General features: G+C 43.0%; 19 protein-coding genes and 1 pseudogene. 13 read left to right on the top strand and 7 right to left on the bottom strand.

Annotated elements, in window-relative coordinates; all coding sequences use genetic code 11:
• From SFSGTM_RS16665 to SFSGTM_RS16625, 10 genes and pseudogenes are all read left to right on the top strand, one after another.
• The gene (locus SFSGTM_RS16665; protein ID WP_162086409.1) at positions 1-984 is read left to right on the top strand and encodes a GHMP family kinase ATP-binding protein; all 984 of its coding nucleotides are present in this window, start codon (positions 1-3) and stop codon (positions 982-984) included.
• Positions 981-2,039 carry a cysteine synthase family protein gene (locus SFSGTM_RS16660; protein ID WP_162086408.1) on the top strand — a complete coding sequence of 353 codons (1,059 nt, stop codon included), beginning with the start codon at positions 981-983 and terminating at the stop codon, positions 2,037-2,039. Before SFSGTM_RS16665 ends, SFSGTM_RS16660 begins: the two co-directional genes overlap by 4 nt.
• Positions 2,036-3,007 (top strand): annotated as a pseudogene (locus tag SFSGTM_RS16655) (ATP-grasp domain-containing protein); the annotation flags it as partial. The gene SFSGTM_RS16660 and the pseudogene SFSGTM_RS16655, both read left to right, overlap by 4 nt.
• A 12-nt stretch (positions 3,008-3,019) precedes the next feature.
• The gene (locus SFSGTM_RS17370; RefSeq protein ID WP_434784344.1) at positions 3,020-3,259 is read left to right on the top strand and encodes a hypothetical protein; all 240 of its coding nucleotides are present in this window, start codon (positions 3,020-3,022) and stop codon (positions 3,257-3,259) included.
• A complete protein-coding gene (gene argH / locus SFSGTM_RS16650) occupies positions 3,252-4,727 on the top strand; it encodes an argininosuccinate lyase (protein ID WP_162086406.1) in 1,476 nt (491 codons plus the stop codon). Before SFSGTM_RS17370 ends, argH begins: the two co-directional genes overlap by 8 nt.
• 25 nt (positions 4,728-4,752) lie before the next feature.
• The gene (locus tag SFSGTM_RS16645) at positions 4,753-5,622 is read left to right on the top strand and encodes a sugar phosphate isomerase/epimerase family protein (protein ID WP_162086405.1); all 870 of its coding nucleotides are present in this window, start codon (positions 4,753-4,755) and stop codon (positions 5,620-5,622) included.
• Entirely contained in the window at positions 5,612-6,811 is a 1,200-nt protein-coding gene (locus tag SFSGTM_RS16640) for an MFS transporter (protein ID WP_162086404.1), read from the top strand. Before SFSGTM_RS16645 ends, SFSGTM_RS16640 begins: the two co-directional genes overlap by 11 nt.
• A complete protein-coding gene (locus SFSGTM_RS16635; RefSeq protein ID WP_162086403.1) occupies positions 6,808-7,752 on the top strand; it encodes a PhzF family phenazine biosynthesis protein in 945 nt (314 codons plus the stop codon). Before SFSGTM_RS16640 ends, SFSGTM_RS16635 begins: the two co-directional genes overlap by 4 nt.
• The gene (locus SFSGTM_RS16630; RefSeq protein ID WP_162086402.1) at positions 7,745-9,004 is read left to right on the top strand and encodes an ATP-grasp domain-containing protein; all 1,260 of its coding nucleotides are present in this window, start codon (positions 7,745-7,747) and stop codon (positions 9,002-9,004) included. Before SFSGTM_RS16635 ends, SFSGTM_RS16630 begins: the two co-directional genes overlap by 8 nt.
• 1 nt (position 9,005) lies before the next feature.
• On the top strand, positions 9,006-9,986 hold the full coding sequence (locus SFSGTM_RS16625) for a M14 family metallopeptidase (RefSeq protein ID WP_162086401.1): 981 nt from the start codon (positions 9,006-9,008) through the stop codon (positions 9,984-9,986).
• 259 nt (positions 9,987-10,245) lie between these two features.
• Here SFSGTM_RS16625 and SFSGTM_RS16620 read toward each other — a convergent pair whose 3' ends face one another.
• Positions 10,246-10,800 carry an acyl-homoserine-lactone synthase gene (locus SFSGTM_RS16620; protein ID WP_162086400.1) on the bottom strand — a complete coding sequence of 185 codons (555 nt, stop codon included), beginning with the start codon at positions 10,798-10,800 and terminating at the stop codon, positions 10,246-10,248.
• Between the two features lie 89 nt (positions 10,801-10,889).
• Positions 10,890-11,276 carry a DUF4902 domain-containing protein gene (locus SFSGTM_RS16615; protein WP_162086399.1) on the bottom strand — a complete coding sequence of 129 codons (387 nt, stop codon included), beginning with the start codon at positions 11,274-11,276 and terminating at the stop codon, positions 10,890-10,892.
• A 219-nt stretch (positions 11,277-11,495) separates the two neighbouring features.
• On the opposite strand from SFSGTM_RS16615, the gene SFSGTM_RS16610 reads away from it, so the two are divergent.
• A complete protein-coding gene (locus SFSGTM_RS16610) occupies positions 11,496-12,209 on the top strand; it encodes an autoinducer binding domain-containing protein (protein ID WP_162086398.1) in 714 nt (237 codons plus the stop codon).
• 43 nt (positions 12,210-12,252) lie between these two features.
• On the opposite strand, the gene SFSGTM_RS16605 is transcribed toward SFSGTM_RS16610, so the two are convergent.
• The gene (locus SFSGTM_RS16605) at positions 12,253-12,978 is read right to left on the bottom strand and encodes a hypothetical protein (RefSeq protein ID WP_162086397.1); all 726 of its coding nucleotides are present in this window, start codon (positions 12,976-12,978) and stop codon (positions 12,253-12,255) included.
• A gap of 1,892 nt (positions 12,979-14,870) precedes the next feature.
• Here SFSGTM_RS16605 and SFSGTM_RS16600 point away from each other — a divergent pair.
• Positions 14,871-15,107, top strand: coding sequence for a hypothetical protein (locus tag SFSGTM_RS16600; RefSeq protein WP_162086396.1), 237 nt, complete (start codon positions 14,871-14,873; stop codon positions 15,105-15,107).
• 157 nt (positions 15,108-15,264) lie between these two features.
• On the opposite strand, the gene SFSGTM_RS17245 is transcribed toward SFSGTM_RS16600, so the two are convergent.
• On the bottom strand, positions 15,265-15,393 hold the full coding sequence (locus SFSGTM_RS17245; protein WP_269780113.1) for a hypothetical protein: 129 nt from the start codon (positions 15,391-15,393) through the stop codon (positions 15,265-15,267).
• 37 nt (positions 15,394-15,430) lie between these two features.
• The gene (locus SFSGTM_RS16595; RefSeq protein WP_162086395.1) at positions 15,431-15,880 is read right to left on the bottom strand and encodes a hypothetical protein; all 450 of its coding nucleotides are present in this window, start codon (positions 15,878-15,880) and stop codon (positions 15,431-15,433) included.
• A 425-nt stretch (positions 15,881-16,305) separates the two neighbouring features.
• Here SFSGTM_RS16595 and SFSGTM_RS16590 point away from each other — a divergent pair, with 425 nt between their 5' ends.
• Positions 16,306-16,908: a hypothetical protein gene (locus SFSGTM_RS16590; RefSeq protein WP_232526105.1), complete on the top strand. Its 603-nt coding sequence runs from the start codon at positions 16,306-16,308 to the stop codon at positions 16,906-16,908.
• Between the two features lie 167 nt (positions 16,909-17,075).
• On the opposite strand, the gene SFSGTM_RS16585 is transcribed toward SFSGTM_RS16590, so the two are convergent.
• Complete coding sequence (locus SFSGTM_RS16585) at positions 17,076-17,312, bottom strand: hypothetical protein (protein ID WP_162086394.1); 237 nt, start codon at positions 17,310-17,312, stop codon at positions 17,076-17,078.
• A complete protein-coding gene (gene parA / locus SFSGTM_RS16580) occupies positions 17,309-17,938 on the bottom strand; it encodes a ParA family partition ATPase (protein ID WP_162086393.1) in 630 nt (209 codons plus the stop codon). The genes SFSGTM_RS16585 and parA overlap by 4 nt, the downstream gene beginning before the upstream one ends.
• Between the last annotated feature and the right edge of the window lie 146 nt (positions 17,939-18,084).

Raw genomic sequence — 18,084 nt, 5'->3', positions numbered from 1 at the left:
ATGCCTCAAACTTCAACGATTGACGATAGATTTCGTTTGTCGAATATACAAATATTCCCCCAGCGGGTGAGTGTCGACAAGATTAAACTTAATACGGGTACTGGTTCCGCTATCGGCCACCATGGGGAAGTTCTTCAGGGAGCTATCGAACGCGAAGGAGAAAACATCCGTCGATTTTTAGTTACTCTCCCATGGCCAAGTATTAAATCTCACTCAAAGTTCATCCCGGTTTATAACGGGGAGCTTGTGATTGAGCAAGAATGGAAATCCAAATCCAAAAGAGCTGCAGCTCTTACCATGCTTTACCTTGGAATTGAGGGCTATGGGGGATTCCTTGAGGTTGTATCTGATGCTTCGGCTGAAATGGGTTTAGGATCATCAACCAGCGACGTCGTGGCCACAATTCGCGCTGTTGCCGCAGCATTTCATCAGTCATTAACAGCTATTGAAATTTCGGAAATTTCTGTTATGGCTGAAATAGCCTCAGACTCGATAATGTTTGAAGATCAGGCTGTTGTGTTTTGCCAACGTGAGGGGATTATCCTTGAATCATTGGTTCAAAAGCTCCCTCCAGCATTCATTATCGGATTTAACACATACCCTAACGGTTCGGGAGTGTCAACAATTCAGATGCCTTTGCCTGAATATGGCTGGCAAGAATTAGGTGCTTTTAGGCCAATGATCGGCTCATTGAGGGCTGCAGTACGGACGCAATCAATATCTTTGATGGGAAAAGTAGCTACGGCCAGTGCTAAACTTAATCAGAAACATTTGCCCAAACCAAATTTCGATGGACTACTACATTTACTTTCGGAGAATGGTGCATGCGGATTACAAGTTGCTCACAGTGGAAGCGTAGCAGGATTTATTTTCGATCCATCAGATTCAAACCTTGCCCAATGGATAAATATTACCAAGAAAGGCCTGACTAATCTTGGCATCGAAAGTATGTGGTATTTCAATACTGCCTGGGAGTCACAATGAGTCTGCAGCCTTCAATTCATTCATGTTTTCAGGATGCGGTACTCTACCCTAAACTATTTAAGTTGCAAGATAACTTATATGCGGCCAGTTTCTTCCTAATGAAACTTCTACCTGCCAAGTTCATCCTTGATAATGCACGGAAGGAAGGGAAAATTCGACCAGGGAGCACTATAGCTGAAACCACTTCCGGTACTTTTGGTTTGGCGTTAGCAATGCTATGCAACCATTATGGTTACAAATGCATTTTAGTTAGTGACCCAGTGTTGGATCCTTTATTAAAAAATAGAATTGAAAGCCTTGGGGCTGTAGTGGATATCGTAGCGGAGCCATCCAAAGTTGGCGGCTATCAGAGAGCCAGGCTTGATAGACTAAACGAACACCTTGATAAACACAAGGACAGTTTTTGGCCTATGCAATACGAAAATCATAACAATCCAAGCTCATATGCTTTATTAGCAGAATATTTTGCTACAGCACTTGGCAAAATTGATTGTCTAATTGGCACTGTAGGATCAGGAGGATCTATGTGTGGCACGAGTTTATTTCTGCGCAAAGTTAACCCTGACATGCAGGCGATTGGGGTAGATACAATTAATAGTATTTTATTTGGTCAGCCTGACGGAAAGCGTCTCGTTCGCGGACTGGGCAATAGCATTATGCCTGCCATACTCGACCATACTATTTTTGATGAAGTGCATTGGCTTAGCGCCGAAGAAACGTTTGCAGCTACTCGAAACATACATAAGCAACATGGACTATTTGTAGGTGCAACTGGTGGCGCTGCCTACAAAGTTGCCAAACATTGGGCAGATAGACATCCAAAACTCACTACAGTTTTTATATGTGCAGATGAAGGGTATCGATACCTCGACAATGTTTTTGATGACAACTGGGTTGATGCCCAAAACCTGAACTTAAATAGAGCTTTCCCAGAACCTTTAATAACCTCCTCACCTTTAAAGGAAATGAAGCAATGGACAATGATGGACTGGGGTAGGCGTACTTTACAAGAAGTTATACAAGCCAATCGATCAAATGTAGAGGTCATGGCATGAAAATTAAAAAGTTCATTTTTGTTGAAAGCAATACCAGTGGGACTGGGCGACTTTTTATTCAATCAGCCGAAGATTTTGGGTTCAATCCTGTGGTATTGGCCGAATCGCCAGAGAAATATGATGGAAAATTTCCTGAAGGTACTCAGATACATCAAGTTAACACAGGGTCAGTACAAGCACTTCTCACTTGGATTGATGAAAACGCACCTGAAGGTATCGCTGGTGTCTATTCCTCCTCGGATTACTTTGTCGGCATGGCGGCTGAATTGGCTAATATACTGAACCTTCCATCAGGTTCAAGTACTGCGATTGCAGATTGTCGTCAGAAATATGTACAGAGGCAAAAGTTATCTGCAGCTGGACTTCTTATGCCAATATCAATACTTGTCAACTCACAACATGAGATTGAAATGGCTTATAAAAAAGCTGGGCCTAACGTTGTTATAAAACCTCAGTCTGGTTCTGGAAGCTTTGGAGTTCGCTTTTCTGACAATCTTGCCGATACCATCGCATGGGCGAAATCCTTATTAGCGCAAGGACACAACGAACGAGGACAGCCAATTGGTGGGGTTCTTATAGAAGCTTATTTGACAGGTAAAGAATATTCGGTTGAGGCTTTTGATGGTCAGCCAATAGTTGTTACTGAAAAACATCTTAGTGAAATGCCGTTTTTCGTCGAGATTGGCCACGACATGCCCGCGGCTGTGCCTGATGATGTTAAAGAAAAACTAATGAAATGTGCTCAAGCTGCCATCGCGGCTTTAGGTCTCCAATGGGGTCCAACACATGTCGAATTGCGGATGACATCGCGCGGGCCAGTAATTATTGAAGTGAATCCCCGATTGGCTGGAGGATTCATCCCCGCTTTGATAAAAATTTGTACTGGAAACGATCTGGTATCTGCGACTATAGCAAAGGCAGCTAGGTACGAAGTTAAACTGCAAATTGGCTTGACTAGTCATGCAGGTATACGTTTTTTTATGATTCCAGACTGTGGAAAGCTCATTAGCATATCTAACTGGGAAGCTTTATATAATCAGCCGTTTCTGGTTGATGCTCAGCTTTATGCACACGTGGGGGACAAGCGACAAGTACATAATGATTTCCGGGATCGTATAGGGCATGTTATTGCTGCAGGAGACTCCAGAATTAAAATCTTACATGCACTCAAAGAGGCATGCTCCATTCCTGATTTTATATGGGAACCACTAAATGGATGACACAGGTCGTATAAAGAAAACTATTGACCCGGTATTGCAATCAATTATCTTCAAAACACCTGACCGTAAAGTGCTGCTTACAGAATTAGGTTATATAGCAGAAGTTGATCAAGCTCATGTTTTGATGTTGCTTAAATGCGGTCTAATAAATCAAGCAGATTCGGCTAAATTACTTGCCGAAATAGGATATCTCTTAAGAAGCGACTTCGAGCCACTTAAGGATGTGCATCCTGCTAGAGGCCTCTATTTGATGTACGAAAACTATTTGATAGAAAAGCTTGGAATCAGCGTAGGTGGAATGTTGCAGACAGGAAGATCTCGTAATGACCTCTCGGCAACTATTACTAAAATGAAGACACGGAATGAGCTGTTCTCCTTAATAAAAGCAGCCCTTAATTTGATTGAGTCGTTAGAAATGCGAGCAAAAAAAAATGGAGATGCAGTATTGCCAGGCTATACGCACTACCAACCAGCTTTTCCAATCACTTTAGCCCATTACTTTAATGGGATTTCTTATGCTCTTGTACGTGATATACAAGCCCTTTTAGTTATCGAGGGTATGCTTAGTATCTCTCCGCTTGGCGCGGGCGCGGGGGGGGGCACTTCAATTAGCATCGACCCAAACTATACCGCATCATTACTCGGATTTTCCTCATCTGCCAATAATTCGATTGATGCTATCGCTAGTAGAGATTACATATTGAGAGTGTTATCTTCTTCGGCGATTATGGGATTGACTCTGAGTCGGTTGGCAGCGGACCTTCTGTTATGGTCTACTCACGAGTTTGGATTCATTCGTCTTCCGGACGAATTGGTTGGCTCGAGTTCAATGATGCCCCAGAAGCGAAACCCTTTTCTACTCGAACACGTTAAGGGCCGAAGTGGGTCGCCAGCCGCTGCCTTTCAGCATGCCTTGCTGGCGATGCATGCTACCCCCTATGGAAACTCGGTCGCAGTAGGTACAGAAGCTATCAAAGGATTTGACCTAGCCATGGAGGAAATTCGATCGGCATTGCTCATTCTTGAAAGACACATTGTAGTACTTGAGATAGATTCTGAGCGGATGCTTCAAGCTGCTATTGATGGAAATGTTTGTGCTACTAATTTGGCTGAATACCTTGTTTTAAATGAGGGATATGATTTTAGATCAGCACACCATCAGATTGGCGAAAAGATTACTGCCGCAGAATCTGAAGGGATGAATGGAGTCCAAATAGCCGCAGAGTATTTGTGCAAAGAATTAACCAAGGATGAGTGTCGTGAAAAGTTCTCACCCATAAATATTGTCGCTTCAACGATGTTTGGTGGAGGACCTGGACATAAAGGTTGGTCTAACGAACGGATATGCTTCAATGAAACTCTAGTAGAAATAAGAACTAAGTTAACAAAAGCCATTAATCGCTGTAACAAATCTGATAAAACTAGGCAATTACTTGTAAAAAAAACTATCGAAACAGTTGCACAATAAATATCTAATTAACTTGGAGAAAACTATGACACAGCCCTCCCAATCCCCTTCCAGCTCAATTCCATTTATAACAGGATTTGCTGCTCAGCGAAGCTTGCCTTATGCAGAAAGCATACAGTTTGCAACTAAAAATGGATGTAAGATGTTTTATGTAGAGTGCGCCTCCCGAGTGGATAGTGTGACCAGTTTTTGTGATGATAAAGTATCAAAACTCATCACTCTTGCTGCATCGAAAGGCGTCCACCCCATAGTTCACGGGAATTATCGCAACCCCCTCAGTAGTGAACTCGACTTAGTGAGGGAGGCTGCCGTTAAATATGCTACGCTTGAAATTGACCTTGCCCAGAAGCTTAATGCACCCCTTATCGTACACGGATCAGGCCTTTTTACTCATAACATGATTAATGAGTATAAGGTGGGTGCACTCAGCGCTTACAAATCATCTGTCATTGCTCTAGCTGAATACGCACAGCAAAAAGGTGTCGAAATCTGGGTGGAAAATTTGGAGTATTACTCCGATAAGCATCCATTTTATACAGTTTATTCTAAGTTGAAAGAGTACGAGGAGCTACTTGATGGCTCACCAGCTAATGTTAGGATGATACTTGACGTTGGTCATGAGCATATATCAGGTGATCCAATCATTACATTTAATAAATTGAAGGATAGGATTGCCGCGGTCAGTCTAAACGATAATGACGGTATTCACGATACACATATGGCGCTAGGTAAGGGCACTTTAGACATCAGTGGGTTTCTAACCGCGATGAGTGAGAGTGGCTGGAAAGGAATCATGTCTTTTGAAACTAGAGGTCGCGATCCAAAAGATGAAATTGCTTACGTTGAGGAGATTTATTCCTTCTTGAACAATGAAGAAACCACATATGCCCAATAATCTAAATAAATATAGCGCCCTAGAAAGTTATAAGTATTGGTGGACAGTTCTTAGTTTGTTATTGATTACTGGAGCTGTAAACTTGCAGGTGCCTTTATATCACCAATATGCGGAAATTAATCATGCTTCTCACGCTGTATCGTCATTAGCCTTTGCTGCCTATGTTGCAGGACTTGTCCCTGTATTATTTGGATTTGCTGGAGCTTCTGATCGAATGGGCCGGAAATTAATTATCATTACAGCATTAAGTTGTTCTCTATTAGCAACATTGTTGATGATTTTTTTTTCATCCATGAACTCACTGTTCTTTGCGAGAGTGCTCCAAGGTGTTAGCGTCGGCTTGGCAATGGGCACTGTCACTGCATTCCTGAGCGAGCAACGCCCAGGGACGGAAAAGTTTATATCAGCTCATGTGGCTCTCGCTTCCTCTTTAGGCTTTGGAGGTGGTGCACTCGCAACGACAATCAGTTTAATGTACTCTCAAGAAGGAATTCCAATTAGTTTTTGGATTGCATTAGTTGCATTTCCTATTGTAATGATGGGAATGTGGAAGATACCAACTTCAAATAAACTCAGGAATGTACCACTAACGCGTATTCCTAAATTTATCTCTGGAAATATCTCTCCATATCTTGCAATTTGTGCCGCATGGAGCGTCTCAGGCTTAGTAATAGCTTTGCTTCCGGCTCAATTGGCAATTCACGACTTAGCAACTTGGACCGGTCCGGCACTATTTCTCATAAATATTGCAGGCATAGTGTTCCAACCAATGGCACGGCGACTTACACCTAAAATTAACATGGCTATCGGTTGTGTTTTGGTCCCTAGTGGCTATCTGACGCTTATTTATGGTGCTCAACAAGGTAGCATACTTTATTTATTATTGGGGTCATCTATAGCGGGTGCGGCTTGTTATGGATTTACTTATTTAGGAGGTCTAACATACGTAGTTGAAAAAGCTAAATTGGACAAGGCAAGATCTGTTTCAGGCTATTTTCTTGCCGCGTATGTTGGTTTTTCAGTACCAAGTATTCTACTTGGTATAGTAGCTGACTCTAAAGGGGTATCGAACGCTTTGGAGTCATTTGGATTTTTAATTGTCCTAGTACATATTGTGATATTTATTATGACTATGACTGCTCGTGACGTTATAAAAATCCATATAGCTTCTGAGGGCCTAGATAAATGAACTATCAATTCATGCTTCTTGATGTTTTCACTGGCACGCCATTTGGTGGAAATCCTTTGGCTGTGTTCCCAGATGCACTAGGCATTTCTTCGTCTCTAATGCAAAAGATAGCCAAAGAACTTAATTTATCTGAGACAGCATTTGTAGTGCCGTCTGCGAAAAGAACTGCTACCCATCAAGTGCGCATATTTACGCCAACAAAGGAGTTACCGTTTGCAGGCCACCCTACAATTGGTACTGCTGTAGCTCTGGCATCATCCAGTCTTGGGCCTGATGAATATTCAGTTGAGCTTGTATTTGACGAAGTTGCTGGATTGATACCTGTTAAAGCAATGAAATCGCAGGATGGCACCTTTTCTGCATTTCTTAAAGTTGGACCAGCTGTAATCCAAAGAATGCCGCATTCTTTGGATCAACTTGCTACGCTATTAAATGTTAAGTCAGATCAGATAGAAACTTCCTTTATTGAACCAGCATACGTAACCTGCGGGGTTCCATTTACAATGATCCCAGTTAAATCCAGACAAGTGCTGGAAAATATATCTATGAATTTGAATGAATGGGAGTTGTTAATTAGTAAGTCGCCAGCACCTCAAGTTTATCCATATTTTGTAGATTGTGAAAAACATGAGGCTTTTGTGCGTATGTTCGCACCAGCATTTGGACAAGCTGAAGATGCGGCAACTGGCGCAGCAGCTGCTGCGCTAGGTAGTTACCTAGCGCAAAAAAATAAATCCATGGAGATTCAAACTTGGTCAATTCACCAAGGGGCCCAAATTGGCAGGAAAAGTATGTTACAAGTGAAAATAATCCCTTCAATATCTGGTATTGGTAATGTCGAACTAGGAGGAGACGCGGTCGTTATCGGCACAGGTGAAATCCTTAGCGATATCCTTACTAAGATTGATGTTTCTTATGTAGGGGAGGTAGCAAATGCGTAAGTCGGCATTTATACTTTTTGGAGGGTTTACCCGTTCGCTTTACCACAAATTCATCCCAGTTTTGGCGGAGTTAGATCTTAATGTTCTGATAATCGATTTGCCAAGTAGCGACTGTTACAGAAATGATGCCGGATATACGCCAGTCAAATCCGAAGTTTGCTATACGGAAGGCTCAGATTTATCTGCGATTCTTCATCAGTGCAAACAGTGGGCCATAAAATACGATATCAAGGGTGCATTAAATACAATTGAAGAGTTTACACTTAGCAGTGCTATTGCAATTGATTACCTTCAGTTGAAGGGCCCTAGTATCAAGGCAAGCATCATCGCAAGCAACAAAATCCTTCAAAGAGCTTATTTCTCACAATGGAGCCCCCCTTTTAGCTATATCTCAAAAGGCTCGGAGCTTCCAACGGATATTGCATATCCTGCTGTTATTAAAGCCTCAGACAAACATGGCGGACAAGGAATAGTTTTAGTTGAAGATGAGAGTGCAGCGCTACAGGCTTTAGAAGAATTCAATTACAGAGAACAATTGAATTTCGAAGAATATATTCAAGGTAAGGACTTTTCAATTGAAACCATCGTTTGTAATGGTGTAGTGAAATACGACAACCTTACAGAAGAAGAAAATCTTTTTATAGATGGGCATCACTTGGAGATGGGCTATAACATACCTGCCCAAAAAATTGCACAGGATCGGATTGAAGCAGCTTATGTGATAAATCAAAAAATTTTAAAACGAATGGGATTTCTCGATGGCATCTCTCACGCTGAATATAGGATTACGGCAGAGGGTAAGATATACCTTATGGAGATTGCAGCTCGGCCTCCCGGTGACGGGATATTTGCAATGTATCAATTAGCAACCGGTCAATTAATTGAGGAGGCTATAATTAGAACGGTTTTAGGTGAGCTCGTACAATATCCTCGACCTATTCGGCACACTCAACAAATATATCTGCGTCATACCCTTGGAACTCTTAAAAAGGTTTCGATCCATGATGAGAATATCGTAGTTAATTGCTTTCCTGAAAACAAGTATTACGCTAGAGACCATGTTTTTGATTTATCCTCTCCTGCAACTGTCAGAGAGCTTGTCCTTGAACACAAAATTGGTGCCAAACTTGGCAAAATGACAGGTCCTGAAGCCAGGCTTGGATGGGTTATTCTTGATGCCGCAACATCGCAGGAGCTTGCGGAGTATTCGGCCCAGATTGTCTCTGGAATTGATGTAGTAATCACAAATTAATATGCTTAAAAGCCATACATATCAAGCTCTAGCCACGGGCTCCCAATTTCTTGTTACTGGCGCAGTCCATGGTAATGAGACCTGCGGTACACGAGCCATACGAAGAGTGATGGAAGAGATAGACTCCAATAAGATTAAATTAGTCAAAGGTGGTGTAACCTTTATTCCGGTTACGAACCAACTCGCCTATCATAAGTTATCAAGAGAAGGGGATCGTAATTTAAATCGCAATATGAAAATTGTTTCAAATCCTGAAAATAATGAAGATCACATATCAAATTTGCTAATTCCAATTTTGCAAAGACACGATGTTCTCTTGGACCTTCATTCTTTTGCAGCTCCCGGATGCCCTTTTATATTCATTGGCCCAGAAAATAATAATGGACTGCTGGAGCCCTTCTCCTTTGCTAATGAAGAGTTCGAACTTGCTTTGCAGTTAGGACCTAAAAAAATAATTTATGGCTGGTTGAATGCATTCACTGGAGGTATTCAGAAAAGGCTTGATCGGGTTGGGTCTTCTAATACTGAAGGCATAACTAATTTTTCCCCCAGTCATGGTATTGGAACCACGGAGACTATGCGAATACTTGGCAAGTATGGGGTTACGTTAGAATGTGGTCAACATACGGATCCGAATGCAGAAGTTATTGCATATACTGCAATCCTTAACGCACTAACTTATTTAGAAATAATCGATGCGTCGATATCTATTGAAGTTCCTTCCCACCAAGTATATGAACTATACAAGGTTTATGATCGTGAGCATCTTGGAGATCAATTCACCCATGACTGGGTAAATTTTTCTCCTCTGCAGGCAGGGGACATAATCGCTACAAGATATTCTGGGGAAGAAATTCGAGCATCAGATGCTGGTTTAATTTTATTCCCGAATCCAAATGCAAAATTGCAAAATGAGTGGTTTTATCTGGCCAAAATAAGCAATCGCGGTAATCACAAAAATGCACTTCCATTGGTAGCATAGGGGTGTTGACGCTCATCGAATAATGACCATTTAAACGTAATTATGAGGGGGATGCGGACAAAAACTTGGACTGGTTTATGTTTCAAATCCAAGACTCTGCCGGTATGACCTGTCCTGACTACCGTAGACACACCCACCTCAAATGCCAGCCTGTTGTTTGCTAAATTTTTGTGCGAACACGGCTGGTGCTAAATTGCCATGGCCGCATGACTCTACTTTTAACCCCAGCTAAAAATTGGGGGATTACCCCAAGATATGGCTAATCAAGTTCAATCCAGCACGCGAATATCGCATGCCCATCAACAACCATCGGCGGCCCCGCCCGATGCGCATGAAAACCCGCCTTACGCAGCAGTCTTTCAACTCCAATCGGTGATACGGTAATGATGTGTTTTGCACCATGTCTAGCGGCACAAGCAATAGATTCCCGAAGTAATTCAATTGCAACCGGTGAAGAAAATTGATTTAACGCTGAAGAGGTCTGATTATTAAAATCGATTGCGGCAAAACGTGAAAGCTCCCATATTTCATGAGAGCATGGTGGTGTCAAGCCATTAAGAAGCTGTGGGAATACTTCCCCCAGGAGATAAGGACGGTTTGTTGGAAGCAGCCTTGCGCATCCAGAAATACTACCTTCCTCATCCTGCGCTACGACATATACTGTATCTGCGCGATCAAACTGATCTTGTTCCAAACCATCTTTTGTATGAAGATCCCAGCCCAGCTGCTCAACGAACACTTTATGGCGATAACGATAAATATCAGGGAATAAGCTTCCCGAAAATACTTCTGGTATACCTGATATGACTCGCATCACCACTCCTCCAAAACACGTTGTGTTGTGGAGATATTAGGCTGGATTTCAGCACTTTAGGTAACTGTTAGAATTAACAGATTGACAGATTAACTATATTTATTATTAACACTTTCACGTACCTCTTCCTGCCATTGGAGTTGGTCAATAAAAGTCTCTAATAGTCTTGAGTTTTCAATATATTTTAAGTCCTGCTGCAGATCGTCAACTATCATAATGTTACTTCGTGGTGCCCCAACCCTGCAAACGAATGGGTGTGCTTGCAGCGTATTAAGTTCCCAGTCCCACCCTAGCGTAATGGTTGGTGTGGTCTCGCTAACCCATTCGGTATATCCAGATATCTGCGTAAGGCCCGTCCCTTTTTGGCACTGATCCGGCTCATCTAAATCAATGGCAGACATTAAATGCTTCAACCGAAGCGAGGTAAGTGTCTCCACTGTCATACGCACGTAAAAATCCCAAGATACCTTATCCATAAGAGTAAAGTTACCCAGCCTCATATCGTTGTCAATTAAATTAAACATAATTGTATTTAAAAAATAGAATTCCTTACACTAACATGACATAAAAAAAAACCTATTGTTATCTTTAACAGGAAGGGTTTTTCCTACATTGTATACGGTGTAAAGTTGACACCACAGTGTATAGTGGATTCACTCCACTTCAGCAGAGACATATCAATCAAGGAACTAAAAATGACAACCTGGCAAGAAAATCAGCTTCATGCCTTATTATCTGTTGAGTGCGAAGACAAACTCTTTTGTCTGGTCGTGTCCATAGGACGTGAGCTTGGGTTTGACCATTGCGCTTATGGTTTACGTATGCCACTGCCGTTAACTCAACCAAAGCTTGCCCTATTCAATAATTATCCCATAGCATGGCAAAACCAATATCAGGAACGGAATTATATTGCAGCTGACCCGACTGTACAGCATGGGATGCGCTCTACGTTACCGGTCATTTGGACGGAGAGTCTGTTTTCCTCTGCTCGCGAACTCTGGGAAGATGCGCAATCCTTCGGATTGAAGATTGGCTGGGCTCAGTCGAGTCGGGATATAAATAATGCGTCAGGCATGTTGACGCTAGCCCGTGCTGAGGAGCCCATTTCTGAAATGGAACGTCAGGCTAATGAGTGTAAAATGACATGGCTCGCCCAGGCAACACACTCAGTGATGGCGCAGCGACTAACGCCAAAACTGTTGCCAGAGTCCATGATACAGTTGTCTCCTCGAGAAATCGAAGTATTAAAATGGACAGGTGATGGAAAGACATCCAGCGAAATTTCTGACATCCTAAACATCTCCGAGCGTACAGTGAATTTTCATATTGGTAATGCTATTACTAAGCTAAATACACCAAATAAAACAGCAGCAGTAATCCGAGCCGCGATGATGGGAATCTTAAAATAAAATACATACCTGTGCGCCCTTAACAAAAAACCAAGACTAATCTTCACTTCTTCACCTTGGTTTTCTTCATGACGGTACCTTTGTCTGCCAGCTTGCGCACATAGCCCAGTCTGGCTGGAATCTCAGGCAGTGGGTCTGTTCCCCGGCTACGTTTCCATTCGGCCAGGATTAAGGTCTTCAGTTGCTTTACCTGCTCACGGGCTGCAGAGAACCCAGGGGTGCGCCATATCTCATGGATAAGCTGTTTGGTAAGCAGGTCTCGATGACCGCGAATGTCACCAATCAGGCTTTCTCGTAAAGCGGCATAGTGGGCTTTGGTATAACGCCATGTCCACACTGGTTTCTTTGTACCCACCTTGGTCACGCGCACCAGTTCATAACCGCCGACAACAACCAGCCTGTCATCAACCAGGCTGCGCCAGTTTTCCCGAGCGGCTTGTTCTGGGGTAGAACCATCTGTTCGCAATAATACCCAATGGACAACATCGTTCTTTTCATCATGCCAGGCAAGAAATCGAAATGTCGCCTGCCCCTGTTTGCGTAGTCGGCTTTGCTCCATTCGGCCTAAACCCGTGCCGTAGAATAAGGCGAATTTTTCGGCCATGAAGTAGGCTTTTTCACGAGAGATTTGGCCTTGTATGTAGAACGAATAACCATACCTGGACAGATCAGCCAGCCGTTGCATCCAGGCGGTTTTCTTGTCAAATAGGAACAAGGCGTGGTTGATTTGGGGTCTTTTCTGGACGGCAGAGGGCTGGGGTTCTGTCATGGAAATCTCACTACGGAAAAATTAACTAGCAACAAAATTGACACCGAAAATAGCGGCTATGGCAGCTGATACGGTTACGGCTTTTTACTGTTATGTTACATCATATAAAAGCAAAATGACAATGGTGTTACATAGTATATTAAGATTCCACATAAAAATTTGACTTTCTCCTCTGGCAGTTTCAAAATGAGACTGTCACGGGGCGGCCAACCCTGAAATTGTAACACAAGGGGCCGCCAGCCCCAACACACAAAAACGCTGGGAGAGGATTCTCCCTAGCCTGAACTTGCCAGTTCAGGTTAGTACGGTGAAGCCGGATACTTCTAATAGAGTTCGTCCGGCTACGCTGAGCGCTGGAGGCTGAAATGCCTCCTTCGACTCAATCTTTCAAATTTTTATTATGAATATTGGGCGACAACGAAACGGGCTTGTTCAGGAAAGAATTGGACGGTACCTGTCAGCCATGAAAGTTACTGGTGTTTTTTGCCAGTAGCCCACGGGATTTGCAGTAATGCGGATGACGTGGCTCGACATGTGGGCTTATGAGGTTATGGAAACATAACAGGGTCTTGAGGGGAAACCTGGACAGATCGGCACCAGTTGAAGGACTGGGTCTATGGATAGCTTAAGCATGTAATCGTAACCCACAGCGAAAGCTGGAGGGAGCGTTCGAGATGTTATCTCTGAAAACATCAGTTTTTTGATGCGCGGCGGTATTTTGGTAATCAGCGACGTTTGTAGCCAGTAACGGAGAATTTTTGGAATCTTTTTCCCGCGAAACCCAAGTCAGAAATGATGCGGGGTAGGCTTTTAAAGCCAAGGTAAACAAATTAGATGACCGCTAGGAGGATGTGACAGTAATGGAAGAATCCCGACACTTCAAAACACCGAAGAAGGGGAACTGACTAAGTTGGGAATCTCTGACGGCCGTTTTAGCCAAGGTGGCACTTGGTGAGGCGCAAGAGAGGGAGACTTTGCAAGTATGAGGCACGAATGCTGCTGACCAAAGCGGTGGTGATCGTGAGCCTGTGACGAACAGGGTAAGAAAGCAGGGGCCGTATGAAAGGTGTTAGGGTTGAAAGCCCATGTGTGTGTTTTAAAGTGACTTAGATCAGGCTGGAAACCTGGTTGAAACTGATGTTCGCTTGGCCGCGAATGTCTTGCCCTGCCTGGCCGTGGGGTGGTATTTTCTAGAAGATTGGCGCAAAAAATCGTGACAATTGGTGGTAAAAACAAGAATGGACTGGTTTTTCAGAACCATGATTTTTTGTTTAGTAGTACTACCTGTTAAATAAATAAAAACGGGAGAAAAAAAGTACCAACTTTGTTTAAATTTAAGTCGAGACGGCTGAAATTTACGAAACGCCGAAACCCGCAAAGCCAATTTATTTGGTAAAAGCGGGTAAGCAAAAATACCTGTTTTACAGTGTATTTAACAACTTAACCACCATTCCCTCTGGGTCTGGTGGTTTTTTTTTGCCTGCATAAATTACCCGACCGTGCAATTGTCATTCATACCAGACGTGTATTTTTATCACCTCTCGCAAAATCAACCCTCTTGTAATCAAGAAATCAAGATTTGACCAAAAAACATGCGGCTGAAAACACGTGTTTTTACTTACTGTAATTCGCCAAAAAGCGCGAATTACTTGGCACAGAGCCAAAATAAGCCGAGTTCGGCAAAATGATAATTGGGGTTAAATCCCTGCCGCAACTTAGGTTGCATTTTAAGACTCATTTGAGTTGCCTAGATCATGCCGTCTCGCAAAATTTAAGCTTTTAGCCATCCTAATTTGAAAAAATTAGGATGGCTTCCGTACGTCTATTACATCACGTTTTGAATGTTTTGTTATAATGAAAACCACAATTCATCATCACGAAAACAAAATTTCATGAAAATAAATCAGGCAAAAGCGTATTTTGAGCTAGGCATCATCACTAAATTTTATGCGGTGCGTGATATTGAGCCAGGCTGCTGGATTTTGTGTATCGAAGGTCAACAGGATAAAAACTGGACGCTACAAACAGCGCTTGGCAAAACAAAAGTGTTTGCCACCTTGGATACGTTAACGCGTGAAATAGAAACCATCATGGGTAGTCATGTATCCAGCATTGCTTTTGCTATCTGAGATGACTGAATACCTGTAGCAACATCCTTTTGTTGCTTACCAAAGCCAGTTCAACGCCGTCTATAAAACCAGAAATGAATAATGATGTAATGGTTTTCATATTAATTACGCCAGGTGAGGATACGTACGATCATGATAAGGCAATTTAAATGATGCTTTATGCTTTATTTTCCTGAATATTTTGTTTCTTTTTGGAATCCTCGGCGCGATGCGTGTTCGCGTAGATCGCCATAAAAAGCATAAACAAAGTAAACGCACCAAGACCGACTAAGGATGCAATCGACATTTTCATATCCTTTTACAAATACAGAAGATTTACTATCTCACAAAAAACCCGATTTGAGGCGATTTAAGCGATTAAAACAACCAAAGACATACATGACTACCAGCGCAGTCAAAATAATCGCACCAATCAGCTCCTGACAATACCAGAACGTATCCACAAGGCCAAACCCACCTGCCTTTATGCAAGCTGGTTTTAAAATGGTTAAATAACCTTGTTCAGTATTGCCCAAGTGCTCACAAGCACCCGCTTGAGCCGCAGAGCGCGGTTTTGGCGCTCTGGGGTGATTTATGCGGGTCTTGGCGTGGGTTTCATCACGCCTAGACTGGGCTGGCCACTTGCGGTTGAATAACGATTTGTTTTGGTTTTGGCTTTGTTTGTAGGGTTTTGTTTTTAGCGTTCGCTTCTTAAAATGTGTGCGCACAGCGCACGCCTTATTGGGTTTGCGCGCATGGCGCGCGATGCCGCAAAGCGGCATAACACCTTCCAAGACTCACTTACAGTGGTTTATCTCGCGTCCGCCTGTGCACAGCTCAGTTGCACACAGGCTGATAACCCTTCGCCTGTGCACAATCGGCAAGCCGATTCCTGACCTGCACACAGGCTCATCACGGCAGTTTTAAAGCTTTACTGACGCGCTTCGCTTGCCTTAGATTTGTATATAATTTATTTAATAAAAATGCACATACTACGTATAGAGTGAGAAGGGGTGGCCTCCAGGCCACGCCAGGTGAGAAACGTCCCGCAAAACTAACGGTACGAACCGCAAAACGCACCCACTTGACCCGCAAAAAAGATTTGATTTTTGCGTTTTAGTCGCGGATACTGTGCTTATTGAACCGCAAAAAACATTGTAAAATGCGGTTTTGACCAGCATTAAAAATCAAATAGTTGATTTACCAGCAGATTAAAGGCATGAAAATGACACAATCCACAGCAAGGAAAGGCCCAAATCTTCGTAAGCTAGAGTACAGCCCAAATACCAATCCACTTGTTACTGCTGGTGAGATTGATATAAAGCGTCGTAGGGTAAGGACTGGACTTAAACAGGATTTAATCGATCCGACAACAGGTGTTATTTCTGGAATCGCTACAATTCATACAATTGAAGAAAAAGACGATGAGGAGTTTGTTAAGGTATTTGCCGCAGGTGTTAAAGCAATTTATGACTTAAGTAGAACGGCGGCTAGGGTGTTTCAGGCGGTTCTTGAAATTTACCAGGCAGAGCCAATGAATGGCGGTTTTGCTGATAGTGTTTATCTTGCTTGGTTTGATGGTGGATTGTCTGGAAGAAAAATTGATATGAGTGACGATACTTTCACTCGAGGACTAAAAGAGTTGTTATCCAAGGGATTTATCTCACCAAGACAGCCCAATCTGTTTTGGGTCAATCCGTCACTATTTTTTAAAGGCAATCGAGTTATGTTCCTAAAAGAGTATCGTCGGAAATCTACATCGCCAGATGAGAACGGTCGCGCTAAATTAGAAGAAAGTAGGCAAGCTAGGCTAATTGAGTGAAGCTTCTCCTACCTTTTGCCAAGGCAAAACTTGCTTAGGCAAGAAAGGAAGGGGCTTTCACCTAAAATCAACAACAGCAGGCCGTTGGCCTGCGTGACGCTTTATCCACCTCTTGGAAAGGGAGGTTTTAGCTAATGTCGCATTGATGAAAAATTACAAAATATCATTTAATGATTTCCGTATTTCTGTAAAAGTAACTCACGTACTTCGTCGGCTATCTTGGTACCGCGCATAGCGCACTGAGATTTGATTGCGCGGTGCAAGCTCTCTGGTACATCAATTGTTAAGCGCTTCATTGTTTCGTGTGCATCGGCAGCGGTTCGATTTTCCACCCACGCATCGGCGGTTGGTGTGGCTGGTTTGTTGGTCGGTTTGGCACCAATTGAAACTTTCTTTGTACTCATTGTGTAAACCCCAGTAGTTCGGCTACCACGGCTTCAATTTCGGCAGCGGCTGGTCCATCCACATCAATTTCATGAACCGCTTTACCTTGAGCCGCAGCCTCGGCAAAAATTACCCGCTGAGTGATGCTAGCCACTAGTACTTGAACTGGGTAAGCAGCTAAAGCATCGCCCACGTCACGCCCAATTGCAGTATTTGCGATTTTACGATTAACCACAAAAGCGGCTTTAAGCCCTTCTTTGTAAACACGAGCCTCATCAATAAGCTTCACCACTTCATCAGCAGCCCAAATATCGTATGGACTTGGCTGCACAGGGATTAGAACAACATCGGCAGCCATAATGGCTGATCGGGCCAAATCAGTGACGCGAGGCGGTCCGTCGATGACGATGTGATCATATCCATAGCCGATCTGACCGATTTCTTTGTGTACTGTTGGTCTTGGCAATCCAACCACAGAGAAAAGGGGCACCCCTTGTCGTGCCGCAGCCCAATCCAATGCACTGCCTTGTGGATCGGCATCGATCAGCAGCACTCGCGCTCCAGTTCGTGCAAGACTAGCGGCCAAGTTCACGGCGATGGTGGTTTTCCCCACCCCTCCCTTTTGGTTCAAAATCCCGACAATCATTTTTTCACCTTTTATGTTTTTACGTTTATGTGATTTTGCGACTAATCGTAAAATTACGCAAACATAATTAATACTTGGCTTAAAATGGGCACTGTAGAAAACAGAAGAATCGTACGCTAAGGAATAATACCCAGCCTAGCAACAGT

It is taken from the genome of Sulfuriferula nivalis (genome assembly GCF_009937995.1).
Classification (GTDB): domain Bacteria; phylum Pseudomonadota; class Gammaproteobacteria; order Burkholderiales; family Sulfuriferulaceae; genus Sulfuriferula; species Sulfuriferula nivalis.
Note: the sequence above shows the minus strand (reverse complement) of the source record. Positions and strands in the feature narration are given on the sequence as shown.